This is a genomic window from Lysinibacillus sp. GW823-FHT06C08 (assembly GCF_058795135.1).
This window is the reverse complement of sequence record NZ_JBXAHN010000001.1, coordinates 757532-775577: the sequence shown is the minus strand read 5'-3', so window position 1 is coordinate 775577 and position 18046 is coordinate 757532. Positions and strand designations below refer to the sequence as shown.

The 18046-nt window shown below is 38.2% G+C and carries 15 protein-coding genes; all 15 read right to left on the bottom strand.

All coding sequences use genetic code 11. The features are described from left to right. Positions 1–30 precede the first annotated feature (30 nt). Entirely contained in the window at positions 31–777 is a 747-nt protein-coding gene (gene fabG, locus AC1Q6O_RS03530; RefSeq protein WP_008181677.1) for a 3-oxoacyl-[acyl-carrier-protein] reductase, read from the bottom strand. Beyond that, complete coding sequence (gene fabD, locus AC1Q6O_RS03525) at positions 770–1723, bottom strand: ACP S-malonyltransferase (protein WP_239354270.1); 954 nt, start codon at positions 1721–1723, stop codon at positions 770–772. Before fabD ends, fabG begins: the two co-directional genes overlap by 8 nt. A gap of 18 nt (positions 1724–1741) precedes the next feature. After that, complete coding sequence (plsX, locus tag AC1Q6O_RS03520; RefSeq protein ID WP_089985313.1) at positions 1742–2734, bottom strand: phosphate acyltransferase PlsX; 993 nt, start codon at positions 2732–2734, stop codon at positions 1742–1744. Between the two features lie 2 nt (positions 2735–2736). Further along, positions 2737–3309 carry a transcription factor FapR gene (fapR, locus tag AC1Q6O_RS03515; RefSeq protein ID WP_025113910.1) on the bottom strand — a complete coding sequence of 191 codons (573 nt, stop codon included), beginning with the start codon at positions 3307–3309 and terminating at the stop codon, positions 2737–2739. A 130-nt stretch (positions 3310–3439) separates the two neighbouring features. Next, on the bottom strand, positions 3440–5506 hold the full coding sequence (gene recG, locus AC1Q6O_RS03510) for an ATP-dependent DNA helicase RecG (RefSeq protein ID WP_089985542.1): 2067 nt from the start codon (positions 5504–5506) through the stop codon (positions 3440–3442). Between the two features lie 111 nt (positions 5507–5617). Further along, positions 5618–6721, bottom strand: coding sequence for a mandelate racemase/muconate lactonizing enzyme family protein (locus AC1Q6O_RS03505; protein ID WP_008173727.1), 1104 nt, complete (start codon positions 6719–6721; stop codon positions 5618–5620). Between the two features lie 33 nt (positions 6722–6754). After that, on the bottom strand, positions 6755–7906 hold the full coding sequence (locus AC1Q6O_RS03500) for a M20 metallopeptidase family protein (protein WP_089985311.1): 1152 nt from the start codon (positions 7904–7906) through the stop codon (positions 6755–6757). 12 nt (positions 7907–7918) lie between these two features. Next, the gene (locus tag AC1Q6O_RS03495) at positions 7919–9322 is read right to left on the bottom strand and encodes a YfcC family protein (RefSeq protein WP_107921512.1); all 1404 of its coding nucleotides are present in this window, start codon (positions 9320–9322) and stop codon (positions 7919–7921) included. 286 nt (positions 9323–9608) lie between these two features. Then, complete coding sequence (locus tag AC1Q6O_RS03490; protein WP_089985308.1) at positions 9609–10469, bottom strand: LysR family transcriptional regulator; 861 nt, start codon at positions 10467–10469, stop codon at positions 9609–9611. 161 nt (positions 10470–10630) lie between these two features. Further along, positions 10631–11539, bottom strand: coding sequence for an L-serine ammonia-lyase, iron-sulfur-dependent, subunit alpha (sdaAA, locus tag AC1Q6O_RS03485; RefSeq protein ID WP_008173736.1), 909 nt, complete (start codon positions 11537–11539; stop codon positions 10631–10633). A gap of 14 nt (positions 11540–11553) precedes the next feature. Beyond that, the gene (sdaAB, locus tag AC1Q6O_RS03480; protein WP_008173738.1) at positions 11554–12216 is read right to left on the bottom strand and encodes an L-serine ammonia-lyase, iron-sulfur-dependent subunit beta; all 663 of its coding nucleotides are present in this window, start codon (positions 12214–12216) and stop codon (positions 11554–11556) included. Positions 12217–12569: 353 nt separating this feature from the next. After that, a complete protein-coding gene (locus tag AC1Q6O_RS03475) occupies positions 12570–14219 on the bottom strand; it encodes a DAK2 domain-containing protein (RefSeq protein WP_089985306.1) in 1650 nt (549 codons plus the stop codon). A gap of 18 nt (positions 14220–14237) precedes the next feature. Next, a complete protein-coding gene (locus AC1Q6O_RS03470) occupies positions 14238–14597 on the bottom strand; it encodes an Asp23/Gls24 family envelope stress response protein (RefSeq protein WP_008173742.1) in 360 nt (119 codons plus the stop codon). Between the two features lie 350 nt (positions 14598–14947). Then, positions 14948–16552, bottom strand: coding sequence for a M20/M25/M40 family metallo-hydrolase (locus AC1Q6O_RS03465; RefSeq protein WP_089985305.1), 1605 nt, complete (start codon positions 16550–16552; stop codon positions 14948–14950). 36 nt (positions 16553–16588) lie between these two features. Then, entirely contained in the window at positions 16589–18016 is a 1428-nt protein-coding gene (locus AC1Q6O_RS03460) for an amino acid permease (protein ID WP_008173745.1), read from the bottom strand. Positions 18017–18046 lie beyond the last annotated feature (30 nt).

Sequence of the window (18046 nt, the reverse complement as noted above, 5' to 3'; positions counted from 1 at the left end):
CAGAAAATTAGCGCCTATGCCTAATTCAAATTACATGACCATACCACCGTCTATATGAAGTGTTTGTCCTGTCATATAGTTAGCGTCTTCAGATGCAAGGAAAACAACTGCCTTAGCAATATCTTCCGGCTGCCCTAGTTTCGCAAGTGGGATTTGTGTTAACATCCCTTGTTTAATATCTTCTGGTAACTGATCAGTCATTTCTGTTTCAATAAAGCCAGGTGCAATAGCGTTGACTAAAATATTACGTGACGCTAATTCCTTCGCAGTTGTTTTAGTTAACCCAATAACACCTGCTTTAGCTGCAACATAGTTTGCTTGGCCCGCATTTCCAGCTACGCCAACAATCGATGAAATATTGATAATACGACCGGCACGCTGCTTCATCATTTGGCGTGTTACCGCTTTGGTACATAGGAAAACACCCTTAAGATTCGTATCTAATACATCATCCCATTCATCTTCCTTCATGCGCATAAGTAAATTATCTCTTGTAATACCAGCATTATTCACTAAAATATCAAGGGAGCCAAATGTTTTCACAGCAGTATCCATTAAGGCTGTCACTTCTTCTGTTTGAGAAACGCTAGCTTGTACAGCAATTGCCTCGCCACCGCCCTCTTGAATCATAGCAACTACTTCTTCAGCTTTTGCTTGCGAGCCGCTATAGTTCACGACAACTTTTGCACCCTCGTCAGCAAGCTTTAATGCAATAGCACGACCAATTCCTCGTGAAGCTCCTGTTACAACAACTACTTTTCCTTCAAGTTTACGCATTGATTGACCACTCCTTTGACGCTTCTAAAACCGCTTCTAGTGATGCCTCATCATAGACACAATAGGCAGTAACAGAGCGATCGATTTTTTTCAAGAGACCACTTAATACTTTACCTGGGCCACATTCAATAAAGACATCCACACCTTGTGCAATCATTTCGCGCATAGAGGCCTCCCATTGTACAGCACTATAAACCTGTTCAACAAGCTCTTGTTGAATGGCTGGAACATCCGTTAACTCCTTCGCCATAACGTTCCCTACAACAGGAATTTGCGGAGCAGCTAAAGTAACATCCGCCAACACCGCTTTCAACTTCTCTGACGATGGTCGCATTAGCTCAGAATGGAATGGACCACTTACAACTAATGATATAGCACGCTTAGCCCCTGCTTCTTTTGCAGAGCTTGATGCCTTCTCAACACCCTCTTTTGTACCTGAAATAACGATTTGACCCGGACAATTAACATTGGCTACCTGCACAGGTTCCCCTGCTGCTGACACTTGCTCAGTTACTTCATTTAACGCTTCTAATTCCATGCCTAAAATGGCTGCCATAGCACCTTGTCCAGCAGGTACAGCTTCATTCATATATAGACCACGTTTATGCACAATCTTCACTGCATCTTCAAAGGACATGACACCCGCTATGACCAATGCGCCATATTCTCCAAGAGAGTGACCTGCTGCATAATGAGGTTGAATTCCTGCTGCACGTAGCTTCTCTGCTACCATTACCCCAGTAGTAAGTAGTGCTGGCTGAGCATGATATGTTAATGTTAATTCCTCTACTGGACCTTCTAACATAAGCTTAGATAGCTCCAATTCAAGAGCTTGATCTGCACGATCATAGAAGGCTCTACTTTCCGCAGCATTTTCAACAAACTCTTGCCCCATTCCTACTACTTGCGAACCTTGTCCTGGAAAAATAAATGCAATTTTCGTCATTTGAATAGTCCCCTTTGTCTAATCAATTTCTATGTGGCGTACTGTCTCTGTAATTGTCGAAATAACAGTATGTTCTACCATTGTGTTTGCTTGGCGGATAGCACTAAAAATCGCTTTCGCATTAGATGATCCATGCGCCTTTATAACGGGTGCTTGTAAGCCAAACAATCCAGCACCACCATATTCTGTATAGTCCATTTTATGTTTTAAGTCACGTAAATTATTTTTCATAAGGACAGCTGAGATCTTCGTTTTTGTTGAAGACATAAACGCCTCTTTTAACATTGAAAATAAAGCACCTGCAGTACCTTCAATTGACTTCAGCACCATATTTCCTGTAAAGCCATCCGTAACAACGACATCAGCTACTCCTTCAAGTAAATCACGTGCCTCTACATTACCAATAAAATTCAAATCCGCTTCCTTTAATAAATCAAAGGCTGCTTTTGTTAATTCATTTCCTTTTTTATCTTCTGTACCGATATTTAATAGGCCGATTCTAGGTTTTTGTAGGCCGCCAACTTTCTTCGCATAAATATCGCCCATAATAGCATATTGCACTAAATGTTCTGGACGGGCATCTGCATTTGCACCTAAATCAAGCATTAAAAAGCCCTTACCATCAAGTGTTGGTAATGTCGTAGCTAAAGCTGGTCGAGCAATTCCCTCAATACGACCTACTTTAAATAAACCGCCTGCCATTAAAGCACCTGTATTTCCTGCTGACAGGCAAGCCTCTGCTCTACCCTCATCCACTGCGTCCATCATGCGCGCCATGGAAGAATCCTTTTTTCTACGAACAGCACGTGCTGGATCGTCCGTTCCTTCAACGACTTCCTCACAATGTACGATCGTTAATCGATCATGTTGTTTTAAAAATGGCTCGAGCTTCTCTTGCTGTCCATATAATTGAATTTCTAAATTTGGAATTTGCTCTAATGCTAAGAGTGCACCTTCAATTACTGATTTTGGTGCATTGTCTCCACCCATTCCATCAAGCGCTAATTTCATTATTACTCACCCTTACCTTTCGTACGGTACATATCAAATTCACCAACAAAAACGGTTTCACCATTCACAGTAGATGTTACCTCGACTTTTGTCCGATGATTTTTATCATCTCGTCCGACAACAATCGCTTTTGTAATAACACGATTTCCAGCACGAACAGGTTTCACAAACGTAATAGTAGAATGTACTGTCAATGCTAGTTCATCGTTAATAACGGCTACCGCTAAGGAGTTTGCTTGCGCGAACAAATGATGTCCTCGTGCGATGCCGTTGCGCTGGAAAACATGTTCTTCTTTCACATCAAAAATCGAAAGTGCTCGATTATCTAATTCAATATCAACAATTTCTCCGATGATCTCATCAATCGGTAGAGATTTTACTTCATTTTCATAGTTTTTTGAAGCGACATCTTTAATACGCTCTCGTAATTCTGGTATGGATAATTCCATACGATCTAAACGAATTGTTTGAACACTTACCTGAAACTGTGTTGCTAGCTGTTCATCTGTGACGAATGGATTTTCAGCTATCGTTTCAGATAGTAGTCGCTGTCGTTCTTTTTTTGTTCGTCTCAACATCATTCGCCACCTTTTGAGTTGTTATTAGCACTTGGTACTAATATCAGTATATAGAGGTTAAAAAAAGAATGCAAGACTTGTTTTGAAATCAAGTCCTGCATTCTCCGCATGAATCATCATACAATTATTAATCGAAGCGCTCCCCTTGCAAAACGCCAGAATTTTCTAACATTTCTCTCAAGTACCGATAGTCGTCACCATGCCAAAAATCATCGGTTTCAAGCATCGTAGTAGCATCCTTTCGAGCAGTCTCAAGAATCCGGTAATCATGTACTAAATCAGCTACTTTGAAATCTGGTAGACCACTTTGCTTACGTCCAAAGAAATCCCCTGGTCCTCGCAACTCTAAGTCTTTCTCAGCTAAGCGGAAACCATCATTTGTTTCTGTCATAGACTGCATCCTCTCTTTCCCCTCGTCAGACTTAGGATCAGCCAGTAAAATACAATAGGATTGATGTTCACCTCGTCCAACACGCCCTCGTAGCTGGTGCAATTGTGCTAAACCAAAGCGTTCAGCGTCATAGACAATCATAAATGTAGCATTCGGTACATTCACCCCTACTTCAACGACTGTCGTAGAAACTAAAACCTGTATGGACCCATCACTAAAAGCACGCATAACAGCATCCTTCTCATCTGCAGATAAACGTCCATGCATTAGACCAACTTGATAGCGGCCTGTAAAATAAGTTGCTAGCTGTTCATAGATTTCAACTGCATTTTGAACATCCAGTTTATCTGATTCCTCAATAAGAGGACAAATGGCATAGGCCTGCCTTCCAGCGGCTAGCTCTCCTTCTAGTTTTGATATAACCGATCCGAATTGTTCTTTTTTCATCCAATGGGTTTCAATCTGCTTACGCCCTGCCGGCATTTCATCAATCATCGACACATCCATTTCTCCAAACGCTGTAATGGCAAGTGTTCTGGGAATTGGAGTGGCTGTCATAAAGAGCACATCCGGGTTTTCCCCTTTATCTCTCAATATGCGACGTTGTTCAACACCAAAACGATGTTGTTCATCGGTAATAACAAAACCTAGATTTTTAAAAATAACATCAGGTTGGATTAAGGCATGTGTACCAATTACAATATCGAGCTCTCCATTTGCCAAATCTGCAAGTATAACACGGCGCTCCTTCGTTTTGGTTGAACCAGATAATAAAGCCACACGAACGCCAAATGGTTGGAACCATTCTAGCAAGTTCTCCAAGTGTTGCTCTGCTAAAATTTCTGTTGGTGCCATTAACGCACCTTGATAACCTGCTGAAACTGCAGCGTATAGGCCTATAGCTGCCACCACGGTTTTCCCCGAACCTACATCACCTTGTAATAAGCGATTCATCCGATGTGGCTCCTTCAAATCTTTACAAATTTCATTGACAACACGTTTTTGAGCATTGGTTAATTCGTATGGTAATGCCGCGATAAATTCACGTAGCATATGCACATCATATTGAATGACAGTTCCTTGTTCATTTTCCTTCCGTACCTTACGTAACGCCTGCATACGTAGTTGAAAATTTAATAGCTCTTCATAAGCAAAACGTCTTCTCGCTTGTTTAGCATGTTGTGCATCTAGCGGAAAATGAATACCCTCCAAGCCTTCCTGTATAGGCACAAGCTTATAGGAATCCTGCAAATCTTGTGGAATTGCATCAGGCAAATTAGCACCATAATCGTCCAATACTTGTCTCATATATTTTCGAAATCTTTTTTGTTGAATCAAACCTTTCAGACTGTAGACAGGCTCAAAGTCTACTTGATCCGTTTTAGGACCAAATATAACAGAAGTGCCATTGATTACTTGTCTACCACGATCCCATTTACCAGTCACCGTAATAATAGAACCAGGTACAAGCTTTTGCTTTAAATAGCCCTGATTGAAAAATACGACTTTCACTAAATGTCTTCCTGCTAAAACGGTTACTTGGAGTCTTGATTTATTGCGACCTAAAAATAAAACCGTAGGCTCCCGCTCCACCTTACACTCAACTGTAACCCGTTCGTTATGTGGTGTTTGCGCTAAATCTTTTAAACGAAAATCTTCATGTCGATGTGGGAACGTCCATAATAAATCAGCTATTGTATTGATTCCTAGTGATTCAAGATGTGCTGCTGTTTCTTTCCCGACGCCTTTTAATTCATTGACGGGTCCATATAATTCAGTCATCTTATCCCACACTCCCTTCATTGCTTGTTTATGTAGTGTTATAGCCTCTCTCTCTAATGTACCATAATTTTTTTCCCTAACCCTACACATAAGCAAAAACCCTACCAATGAATGATAGGGTTAAATTTTTGATTATTTAATTTCACAAGAGAAACATGTAATTTCTTTCACATATTGCTCATCAACTTCTATACCTAATCCAGCTTTATGGCTTAACTGCAGGATGTCTTTATAGTATGTAACATTTGCCACATCTTTTACAAACATTAAAGGCCCAACCATCTCGTTTGTATGGATAATAGACTTACTGATCGCTAGGTGCGCTCCAGCCATTGTTCCGATTGCTGATTCCACCATAGAGCCTACTTGACAAGGCATCTCTGCAGCCTCAGCCAGACTTGCAAGAGCTAGAGCTGGATATATTCCACCTGATTTCATTAATTTTATATTTAGCATATCCGCAGCACGCATTTCTATGACATCGACTAAATCATAAATATTATGAACACCCTCGTCTACCATAATACTACAAGGTGAAAGGGCTCTGATTTCTTTTAACGCTCTTAAATCATGTGCTTTTACAGGTTGCTCGTACCAGTCTACATGACAAGCTGTAGTTTCTCTTATTACTTTTAGTGTCTCCATCCTATTCCAGCCTTGATTGGCATCTACCCGCAGTTGCACCTCGTCACCTATTGCTTCTCTTACCGCACGAATACGAGCAATATCTGATTCAGCATTTGTACCAACCTTAATTTTAATATTACGGAAGCCCGATTTTACAAATTCACTTGCATCTTTAGCCATTTCCTCAGGACTCTTAATACTAATCACTCTTGGCACCTGTAATTCCTCATGTGCTTTTCCACCAATTAATTGATAAACAGGTTGTCCAGTCATTTTTCCCATCAAATCATAGAGCGCAATGTCCAATGCTGCTTTTGCTGAAGGGACTCCATCAATTTTTTCATTAAACTTTTTATGAATACGCTCTACAGCAAATGGATCTTCATTAATCAATAATGGGGCTAATTCATGTTTAATAACATGATACGTACTCTCCCAAGTTTCACCAGTCACATTTTGATCAGGCACAGCTTCGCCCCAGCCAACTACACCCTCATCCGTCTCTATTCTGGTAAGAATAGTTGGCATATCATCTAAATGAACATACGAAATAACGAATGGTTCCTTTAATTGTAAACGTGCTGCAAACACTTCAATCTTTTTTATCACGACGTATAACTCCTTTTTGTATAAATAGTCTAATTATTTATGTTGCAAGATAATGTTTATAAATAGTTGAATAGCATTAGGGAAAACATCTTCATCTACATCAAATCGTGGATGATGATGTGGATATTGGCTTTTTTCACCACCCATACCTACAAAAACAAATGCTCCAGGCTTATGTTGTAAATAATAAGAAAAATCTTCTCCACCCATGACTGGTTCGACTACTTTAAATGCGGTATCTCCAAATTGTTCCCGTACAATCGATTCAATATTTCGTGATTGTGTCGGATCATTTATGAGCGGAGGTGTTCCTAAAATAAAATCGATTTTTCCCTCTGCTCCAAATGCTCGACAAATTCCTTCTGTTAAACTTACCATTTTCGTTTTAATGATTTTTATAGTGTTCGGTGTCAAAGCTCTGATCGTTCCAGTTAATTTTGCCGTATCAGGAATAATATTATAAGTGGTTCCAGCTTGAATATTACCTACTGTAATGACACCCGCATCAATAGGATTGACATTTCTACTTATAATACTTTGAAAAGCTTGCATTAAATGGCTCGCTATATAAATAGGATCAATTGTTTCATGTGGCATTGATCCATGGCCACCATATCCTTGAATTATAATTTCAAAATCATCAATAGAAGCCATCATTGGTCCATGTGTTAGACCAATCATCCCTTTCTCTAAACCTTGCCATAAGTGAATGCCAAAAATAGCCTCTACATCTTCCAACACACCTTTTTGAATTAATAAATCAGCTCCACTTGGGGTGATTTCCTCTGCCGATTGAAATATAAACTTGATATTCGGCTCGATTTTCTCTCTATTTAAGCTTATCCATGCAGCAACTGCTAATAAAATCGCAGTATGACCATCATGGCCACACATATGAGCAACACCTTGCTTGTGAGAAATATATGGTTTGTCTCCCTCTTCTTCTATAGGTAATGCATCTATATCGGCACGTAATGCAATAGTTTTTGTTCCCTTTGTCCCTTTTATAAATGCCACTACACCTGGAGGTTCGTAATCTAGAATTTCTATGTCTAACTCCTCTAGTCTTTGGCGAATAAACTCACTTGTTTCGTATTCCTGACCAGAAAGCTCTGGATATTGGTGCAGATGACGGCGATCCTCTATTGCCTTTTCTGCTAATCTTTTTATATTCATTATTTCCATTGTTAAACTCCTTTAGAAAGGTCCGTATTGTATGACTTGTGCAATAATAAGCGATATTACAGCAACTGTTACTTGAATAAGCATAAACGGAAAAATCCATTTTATCCATTTACCCCAAGGAATACCCGCAATTGATAATCCCGCCATTAAAAAACCTACAGTTGGGAAAATAATATTCGACATACCATCTCCAAATTGATAGGCAAGTACTGCTGTTTGTCTTGTAACGCCAATCATATCTGATAAAGGCGCCATAATCGGCATTGTTAAGGCAGCCTGTCCACTTCCTGATGGTACTAAAAAATTTAAAAATAACTGGAAGATAAACATCCCTACTGCATTTAGTACAGGTGGAACTGAATCAAGCAATACAGACGTGTAAAATAGGATTGTATCAATCAATCCTGAGTTATTGAAAATCACTAAAATAGACTGTGCTAATCCAATGATAAGAGCGCCACCAACTAAATCACCTGCACCCTTCATAAATGAATTAGCAATATGCGAAGGTGATAGTTTGCCAATAAGTCCCATTAAAATACCAAACAATAAAAATAAACCGGCTATTTCGGTAATGTACCAACCTAGTTTTACAACCCCGTACATCAATACGATAAAATTCAAAAGAAATGTAGCCATAACAAGCTTATGTCTTATTTCCATTTTCGAATTCGCCTGTACAATACCACCTTCATTATTAAGAAAATTTCCATAAAAGCCAATTTTAGGATTATTTTTCACTTTTCTTGCATAGCGATAAACATATATTGTTGCTACTGTGTATAAGACAATAAATATTACAATTCGAAAAGCAATTCCTGAAAATAATGGCAAGCCCGCAATTTCCTGCGCTATTCCTACTGTAAACGGATTCATAACAGCTGCCGAAAATCCTACAGATGCACCTAGAATAACGATAGCAAAACCTGTAATTGCATCAAAACCTAGGGCAACAGCAAGCGGTGCAAGAATCCCTACATACACAATCGTTTCATCAGACATCCCCATTAATGACCCAGCACAGGCGAAAAACAACATCAATACTGGTATTATTAACATTTCACGTTTAGCCATTTTTACAGATAGCATGGCGATAAAGGATTCCAATGCCCCTGTGGCTGATAGTATTCCAAAGGTACCTCCTACAATCAATACGAAGAAAATAATACTTGCTCCTTGCATCATGCCAGAATGTACGCTGCTAAAAATATCTAAAAATCCAATAGGGTTCATATCTGTAAAACTAAATGTTCCTGGTTGAATTACTTGACGTCCATTAACTTCTTCTCGTTGAAATGAACCAGCTGGGATAAAATACGTTAAAATGGATGATACAACAATAAGGCAAAAGATTAACACATAAACATTAATTCCTTTTGGTTGCTCTATTTCTTTATTAGCTATAAATTTACTCATCCGTCATCCTCCTTAGTTGAATCATTGATCAAAAACAAATTTTTATTACCACTATCAATGCATATCGCATCTCTCCAACATAAAAAGCCATCCCCTTTTTTTGAAATTTCCGTCTTCTTCATTGTAATTGATTAAAAAAAAAATAAAAAATTACTATTTCGAATAGTTACTATTGATAAATTTACATATAAATTCATCGGGATACATCAAAAAAATTACAAATAAAAAGAACATTACATTCCTGCGATTTCACCAGGCTGCAACATTCTTTTCATATACAAACCATTTAAATTGTTTTCCATGTATCTTTAACTAAATCAATAAAAGTACTTACATTACTAAATGTTTTAGCATTTTGAGGAAAGATTAAATAAGTAGGTAACTTTTTAGGAAATCGGTAAAGAACTTGAAGACTCCCTTTGCTTACCTCTTTTTGAATAATAATATCACTCAGCAAGGCTAGACCTACTTGTTCCATTACTGCTCGCTTAATTGCTTCCTCGCTTCCAAATTCCACTATCGTTTGGGGCTTACACTGAATTTCTTGAAGGCAACTGACAATACAGTCATCCATACCATAGGTTATAAAGGGATAATCATCGAATATTTCCTGCACAGTACGATCCTTTATAATAAGCGGATTTCCAACCAATACCAAATCCTCTTCCTCCAATAAAATCCCCTCTACACCAGCGTAACTAGGGTATCCAGCTATAAAACCTATATCTGCTTGATTTGAACTCACAAGTTTGGCTGTTTCTTTACTATTGGCACAAAGAAGTTTTAGGTTTACCTGAGGGTACTGTTTTAAAAACGAGCCAATAATATGGGATAAATAATAGCCACAATAAAATTCTGGTGCAGCGATTGTCAAATGGCCAAATGGCTTTTCAAAATTCTTCAAATCCTGTTCCATTTCTTCAATAATCCCAAATAATTGATCTGTATGTTCCTTTACTATTTTTCCTACTTGAGAAAGAAACATTTTCTTGCCTATTCGATTAATTAAGATATGCCCTAATTCTTCTTCTAACGCTTTAATCTGTTGGCTAATTGTAGGCTGGCTATAATTTAAAATTTGAGCCGCTTTTGTAAAGTTGAGGTAAGTTGAAACAACATGAAACGTTTTCAAATTACGTAAATCCATCTCTATTCACATCCCTGCTATAAATTAAGATAAATATTTTTTCCTTATTAAAATTTAATTATACTTAAATCGACTATGTACGTAAGAGGGTTTTTCTTTTCATTAAGATATCAATCAACATAAAAACATGCTACCTATTCAGATAGCATGTTTCTTCATTTTTATTGAATTGCCTTAATACTTTGTAATCCACCATTTTCGAGAATGGCTTTACTAATTGCCTTACCTGTTGGCGTTGCTGCTAAACCACCGCGTGCCGTCTCTTTCAGGTTTGGACTCATAGATTGTCCTATGCGATACATCGCTCCAATTACTTCATCACATGGAATTCGGCTTGTCACACCTGCAAGCGCCATATCTGCTGCTACAAGAGAGTTAGCAGCGCCCATAGCATTCCGTTTAACACATGGTACTTCCACTAAGCCTGCTACTGGATCACAAACAAGGCCAAGCATATTTTTTAACGTAATCGCAAATGCTTCTGAACATTGTTGCGGTGTTCCACCAGCCATCTCAACGATAGCTGCCGCTGCCATACCTGCCGCTGAACCAACCTCTGCTTGGCAGCCACCTTCAGCACCTGAGATGGAAGCATTATTAGCCACAACAAAGCCAAATGCACCTGATGTAAATAAATAACGAATCATTTGCTCACGAGTTGGATTTAATTTATTTTTTACCGCAAAAAGTGTTCCAGGTACAACCCCAGCTGAACCTGCTGTTGGCGTTGCACAAATTGTTCCCATTGCTGCATTGACTTCATTGGTTGCAACCGCTTTACTTACTGCATCTAATAATAAATCACCTGATAGTGATTTTCCTTGTGCAATGTAATTTTGAAGTAATACGGCGTCCCCACCTGTTAAACCTGTAACAGATTGTACACCTTGTAAGCCGCGTTCTACCGCTTCTTCCATCACCGTTAGGTTTCGATCCATTTGTTGAATGATTTCTTCTCGTGTTCTGCCAGTTATCAACATTTCCTGTTCAATCATAATTTCTGATATTAATTTATCTTCCTGTTCTGCTCGTTCCACAAGCTCGCGAACATTATGAAATAAAACGTCCATCTTGGGACACCCCCTTAGTTATTAATCTTTGATACTTTTGTAATATATGGGATTAATGAAATCTGCTGTAGTACTTTGTCTTCTATATTTTGATCGACTTCAATAACCATTAAAGCCGTTAAACCTCGTTCTATACGTGATACTTCCATATGTCCAATATTAACTTCGTGCATCGCTAAGCAATTGGCTACGTTCGCTATGCAGCCAGCACGGTCATCATGTACGACAAGAATCGCTGGCATGCCACCTGTTAAACGCAATTTAAAGCCATTTACTTCACTTACTTCTATTTTACCGCCACCAATAGAAATACCGACGACAGACATTTCTCCTTCATCGTCTCCAATAACTAGACGTGCCGTATTTGGATGCTCCGTATTAGCTGTTTCTGGAATAAATTCATATTCCAACCCTGCTTTTTCTGCATCTTCAAATGCCGTTTTAATACGATCATCAAATGTATCGTAGTTCAATAAGCCCCCAATGATTGCAACATCTGTCCCATGCCCTCTATACGTTTCTGCGAACGAACCATATAAATGAATTTTCGCCCATTTAGGTTGTCTACCAAATAAATCCCTTGCAACTCGTCCGATACGAGCTGCCCCTGCCGTATGAGAGGAGGAAGGCCCAATCATGACTGGCCCAATAATATCAAAAACCGAAGTAAATTTCATACAAACACCCCTCTATTCTATTCCTATAATAATATTTATATTTACTTATATCATGCTTGATAGTTACCACAAAAGTAAAGTATTTAATTTGTCAGCTTTCAGAAAATTACCACTACTATAATTTGTAGCCAATCGTGATATGTTTTACATTGTCCATACCCTGTGCACACATAATGAAAATTATTGATATTCCAATATTTCCAATTTTTTATATCCTCTACATACGTACATTCAACTATGAATAGTACGTATGTTTCCGACTAAATATAGATAATACTCTCTTTGTAGCATAAACAAAAGCAGTACACATTTTGTGCACTGCTTTCTTTACGGAATAGCAAAGTAGCATGTAATTATTCTACCGAAATAATATATGGGTATAACCCTTGTTTTCCATTAAATAATTCAACTTCTACGTCTGGATAGTTCTTCTCAATGAATGCTACTAACTCTGTAGCATCTTGTTCAGTTGTATCCTCTCCATAAATGACTGTTACAATTTCAGCATCCTCATCAACTAAATCAACGATTACTTTTTCAGCTGCATCTTTTAAAGCTGGTGTAGAAAGGACAATTTTTCCTTCTGCTAACGCCATAAAATCATCTTTATGGATTTCAACACCATCAATAGATGTATCACGCACAGCATAAGTTACCTGACCTGTTTTTACATTTGCAAATGCATCCGTCATTGTCTTTTTATTTAAGTCTACAGCCGCTTCAGGATTAAACGCTAAAATCGCAGCCATCCCTTGCGGAATTGTCTTCGTTGGGACAACTGCTGCTTCAATTTCTAAAAGCTCAACAGCTTGCTCTGCAGCCATCACTATATTTTTATTATTAGGTAGAATTAAAACTTTTTCTGCACCAATTTCTTGTACTGCTTTAACGATATCTTCTGTTGAAGGGTTCATCGTTTGGCCACCTTCAATGACATAAGATGCACCGATCGAACGCAATAAACCTGCAACACCCTCCCCCATCGCAATTGTTACAATAGCATAGGGATGTTTTTCTAATTTTTTCGTTGTCGTAGGTGCCTTATGTTCTTCACCGACGATAGCTGAATGTTGTTCACGCATATTATCGACTTTTATTTTCATAAGACTACCATATTTTTGTCCAATTGATAAAACAGAGCCTGGTTGCTCAGAATGGATATGAACCTTGGCAATTTCTTCATCTGAAATAACAAGTAACGAATCACCTAAAGGACTTAATTCTTGACGGAATTGCTCCTCATTAAATGGCTCTTTCCCATCTTCTAAACGCACCATTATTTCTGTACAATAGCCGAATTCAATATCTTCAGTATTCATAAAGTCTTGAGCTCTATGATGCTCTGCATTGATTAAATCATCTAATGTCGCATCATTTTTTTCTGGGAGAGGCTCTCCTTTTAAAGAAGCTAAAAACCCTTCATATACAAACAATAATCCTTGGCCACCACTATCGACAACCCCTACCTCTTTTAAAACAGGTAGTAAATCCGGTGTTCGATCTAGCGATGCCTTTGCCTCTGCAGTAAAAGCTTCCATAACCGCAATGATATCGGTTTCAGTTTCTGCCACTTCTACGCCTTTTTTCGCCGCTTCTCGAGCAACCGTTAAAATAGTTCCTTCGACAGGTTTCATAACGGCTTTATATGCTGTATCTACCCCAGCTTGGAAGGCACCTGCAAAACCTTTTGCATCAATTGTTGCTTCTTTTTCAATGAATTTCCCAAATCCACGGAATAATTGTGATAGAATTACACCTGAATTTCCACGCGCACCCATTAATAAACCTTTTGATAAGGCCTGTGCCGTTTTACCAATATGCTCTGAAGCATAAAGCTCCGTTTCCTTTGCACCAGATGTCATCGATAAGTTCATATTTGTCCCTGTGTCACCATCCGGTACCGGGAAAACATTTAATGAATCTACATAATTTGCATTTTGGAATAGGTGATGCGCACCCATTTGTACCATTTCTGCAAACTTTATACCGTCTAAAGACTGCATTCGATTTAGTTCCTCCTCTTAATTCGCTACACGAACGCCCTGTACAAAGATATTGACAGATTTTACGCTCATACCCAATGTTTTATCTACTGTATATTTCACTTTCGACTGTACTTGGTAAGCAACTTCCGAAATTTTTGTCCCGTAACTAACAATAATGTACATATCAATATGTAAATCGTCGTCTTGTTGTCGAATCACAACACCTTTTGCGAAGTTTTCTTTACGTAAAATATCAGTTAGACCATCACGAATTTGATGTTTAGATGCCATGCCAACAATCCCGTAGCATTCTACAGCAGCACCACCAGCAATTTGTGCAAGTACATCTGTTGAAATATCAATTTGGCCGAATTCACTGTTTAATTCAATTGACATAGAAATGCCCCCTTGGCTCTTTTTGACTAAACTATATTGTAACACTTTCGTTGTAATTTAAGCAACCTAAGGGGGTAAAGAAAGGCTATGTAGCAACGTTTTGTGACTTTAAATCGACGTATTTATGAATTCATCAAAAATGGCGTTCTTACAATAAAATTTATTTCCGCCTAATTGTGTTATGACGTATAACGCTCGGTCAGCAAGCTCATAGCCTAATTATATATGCCCTTACATCAAAATCTTATTAGGACACATGCCTATATGGCCTCTCTTTATTAATCTTAAACATCACAGTCAATTCTAGATAAAAAAAGTTGATACTATGAAAGCATCAACTTTATATTGCATTAAATTAAACTTTTTATAAGGGTATCGATCATAACTGGCATTTCTTTAAAGGCACTATCCACATGTAATCTTTCTGTTTTTTGATGCGCATCCTTACCAAATGGTCCTACATTTAAGACCGGCCCTTGTAAAGCGGTCATTTCTTTAAATGGGATACTATACGTTTCCCCCCATACAGGTGTATTGCGTTCGAAGGCTAACCATTCATCTGATTCATCTGTATAGTTCACATAGCTTAAATCACAAATTCCATTAAAATAATGGATTTGCTCCACCTCAACATCGAATGTTTGCGCCGTTTTCTTCATTAATTCAATCGATTTTATAATAAGTGGATGATTGGATGAATTAATAGCCGGGTAATAAGGTGGAGCATATAACAGGACAGTAGCTGGTGCTAATTCCTGACAACGTATCATAAGCTGATCAACAATGCGTATTGACTTTTCACGGTCATCCCACGTACTATGCTGAAGAACTTGAGATTTGATAGAATCGACTTCGGCAGCTCCCAGTTTCCGGATGGCATGTTCTAAGAGAGCTTCATATCGCAATACTTTGACTGTCCCAACACCTTGTACTTTTTCTCGTTTACAAATTTGCACATACTGTTGATTACAAGCCGTCATTGCTTCGAATGCGACCTGTTCAAATATATCCATCACTTCTGCTGCTGTACGTTTTAATAAAAATACATTGTAAAGAGCCGCAGCACGATATGGCGTTTGTGTAGAGTATTCCATTTTTAAATCTTTTAGCTGTAAAGAGACTGGTAGTGGTGTACTCTCTCCTAAATCTGTTTCACGGAAAAGAGGATTCCACTCCATATGCTGTGTCATATAAGAAGCAATGAAATTAGCTGTCATTCCTTTTAAAGGTTCACCGACATGTGTTTCCTTCCCATAAAACAGTGCGGCGGGCATTATCTTACCAATGGTGCCTGAATAAATATATTCATTCGTATCAGATGGTCCTTGTGAAAAAGACGGTTCACTATTTAAAAATAATTGATACGTTAAATCATACTGTTCTCGTATTCTTACAAGCTCCACTACAGCAGCTCTCATTCCCGCTGAATTTACTTCTTCATCGGGAACCGCTGTTAAAATCAGATTAATTGGCCATTGCTCGAAGCTTGCTTTTTCAATTAGCTGCATGTGTAATGCCAGTCCCATTTTCATATCCATTGTGCCACGACCAAACAAATAATTGCCTGATTCCAAATCCAATCTAGCAGCTTCTGGTAAATCCTTTTTGTACTTAGGCTCCATAAGCTTTTTAGTCAATTCCTCAGGGAAAACAGCTAGAGGCTCTAATTCTCCATATTCTTCAGTATGCACTGTATCAAAGTGACTAATTAGCACTACTGTGTTGGTTGCTGTAGGATGTTTATATAATGCTGTTACAGCGTTTCTTCCTAGACCTGCTTCATGCAATTCGATCAACTCAGGATGCTTATTAAAATATGGAAGCGCCATCAATTTATTTTTCAATTTATAGGCAAATTCATTTTCACCCTCAGTCAATGTTCTACTGTCCCAGCTGACAATTTCACATAGTAGTGCTCGCAGTTTTTCTGGTGTATTCCACATATAATTATCCATAAAAATTCTCCTTTAAATCTCATTCGTTAAAGGTTCTTAACGAATATCTAGTGACTCTTCATTTTTGGTATCTGTAGTTGCCATAGGTGCTTTTTTTAATTTCAAGCGATAAAAAATCATACAAGCAATAAAGAAGCCAATGCCATACAATAGGCCAATTCTTTGGGTTGGATCAAATGCTAAAAAAATCAAAATCACTAAACAAAAGAAAATACAAAATATAGGTATTAATGGAAATAAAGGTGTCTTAAACTTTAAATCTGCTAAATTTCCACCCGACTTAATATAACGATAGCGGAACATTAATTGAGAAGCACAAATCCCCATCCATGAAATCGTGACAGATATTCCTGCAACCGACATTAATAAAACAAATACCGCATCTGCTTCCATCACACTTGTTAGTAATGATAAGAGTGAGAAAACCATCGTAAAGATCAGTGCATTTAGAGGCACTTTATTTTTAGTAAGACGACCAAATAATTTTGGTGCCATTCCCTCATGAGACATCGAGAACAATAAACGAGTTGACGCATACAAACATGAATTACCAACGGATAGAATCGCGGTTAAAATAACAAAATTCATGATACCAGCTGCATAGGGAACACCCGCTAAATTCATCAACGTCACAAATGGACTCTCCATTAGACCAAGCTCTGATGATGGGAAGATGGCTGATAATACAATAATAGAAGCAATATAAAAAACAATAATTCTAAAAAGTATTGTCCGGATAGCTCTTGGAATATTTTTTTCTGGATTTTCGGTTTCACCGGCTGCAATTCCCACAAGCTCTGACCCCTGATAAGAGAAAATAACATTCATCATCGTCACAAAAATAATGGTAATACCTGCTGGGAATAAGCCAGAAGGTGCTAAATTTGTGAGATGAGGTGTTGGACGATCTGCTAACGGTATCATACCAAAAATAGCAGCCCCACCTATTATAATAAAGGCAATAACTGCGACTACTTTAATACTCGCAAACCAAAATTCTGCTTCAGCAAACCCCTTTGTAGTTAAAGCATTTAAGACAAATAAAAGAACCATAAATACAGCACACCATATCCAAATAGGGATATCTGGAAACCAATGCTGCATTAAAATTCCGGCAGCTGTGAACTCAACACCCGCTGTCGCTGCTGAACCGACAAAGTACATCCAGCCTAATGAAAATCCGGCTGAGGGGCTAATGAAACGTGTAGCATATGTTTGAAAGGAACCAGTAACAGGCATGTAAACAGCTAATTCCCCTAGACAGTTCATTACCATAAATAAAATTAACCCACCAAATAAATAACCAATAAGTGCTCCACCTGGACCCGCTTGATTAATGGTATAGCCTACATTTAAAAATAACCCTGTTCCGATAACCCCCCCAAGTGAAAGCATTAATAAGTGACGACTTTTCATTGAACGGTTTAATTGTTGATTGTGAACTTGATCCCCTTTATCCAACATTCATCCATCCCTCCCATATAATGTGAATAT

Excerpts from the sequence above, each read along its gene's own strand:
- fabG (WP_008181677.1), bottom strand. The coding sequence starts at position 777 with ATGCGTAAACTTGAAGGAAAAGTAGTTGTTGTAACAGGAGCTTCACGA.
- fabD (WP_239354270.1), bottom strand. The coding sequence starts at position 1,723 with ATGACGAAAATTGCATTTATTTTTCCAGGACAAGGTTCGCAAGTAGTA.
- plsX (WP_089985313.1), bottom strand. The coding sequence starts at position 2,734 with ATGAAATTAGCGCTTGATGGAATGGGTGGAGACAATGCACCAAAATCA.
- recG (WP_089985542.1), bottom strand. The coding sequence starts at position 5,506 with ATGAAGGGAGTGTGGGATAAGATGACTGAATTATATGGACCCGTCAAT.
- AC1Q6O_RS03500 (WP_089985311.1), bottom strand. The coding sequence starts at position 7,906 with ATGGAAATAATGAATATAAAAAGATTAGCAGAAAAGGCAATAGAGGAT.
- AC1Q6O_RS03495 (WP_107921512.1), bottom strand. The coding sequence starts at position 9,322 with ATGAGTAAATTTATAGCTAATAAAGAAATAGAGCAACCAAAAGGAATT.
- AC1Q6O_RS03490 (WP_089985308.1), bottom strand. The coding sequence starts at position 10,469 with ATGGATTTACGTAATTTGAAAACGTTTCATGTTGTTTCAACTTACCTC.
- sdaAA (WP_008173736.1), bottom strand. The coding sequence starts at position 11,539 with ATGGACGTTTTATTTCATAATGTTCGCGAGCTTGTGGAACGAGCAGAA.
- sdaAB (WP_008173738.1), bottom strand. The coding sequence starts at position 12,216 with ATGAAATTTACTTCGGTTTTTGATATTATTGGGCCAGTCATGATTGGG.
- AC1Q6O_RS03475 (WP_089985306.1), bottom strand. The coding sequence starts at position 14,219 with ATGCAGTCTTTAGACGGTATAAAGTTTGCAGAAATGGTACAAATGGGT.
- AC1Q6O_RS03470 (WP_008173742.1), bottom strand. The coding sequence starts at position 14,597 with ATGTCAATTGAATTAAACAGTGAATTCGGCCAAATTGATATTTCAACA.
- AC1Q6O_RS03465 (WP_089985305.1), bottom strand. The coding sequence starts at position 16,552 with ATGGATAATTATATGTGGAATACACCAGAAAAACTGCGAGCACTACTA.
- AC1Q6O_RS03460 (WP_008173745.1), bottom strand. The coding sequence starts at position 18,016 with ATGTTGGATAAAGGGGATCAAGTTCACAATCAACAATTAAACCGTTCA.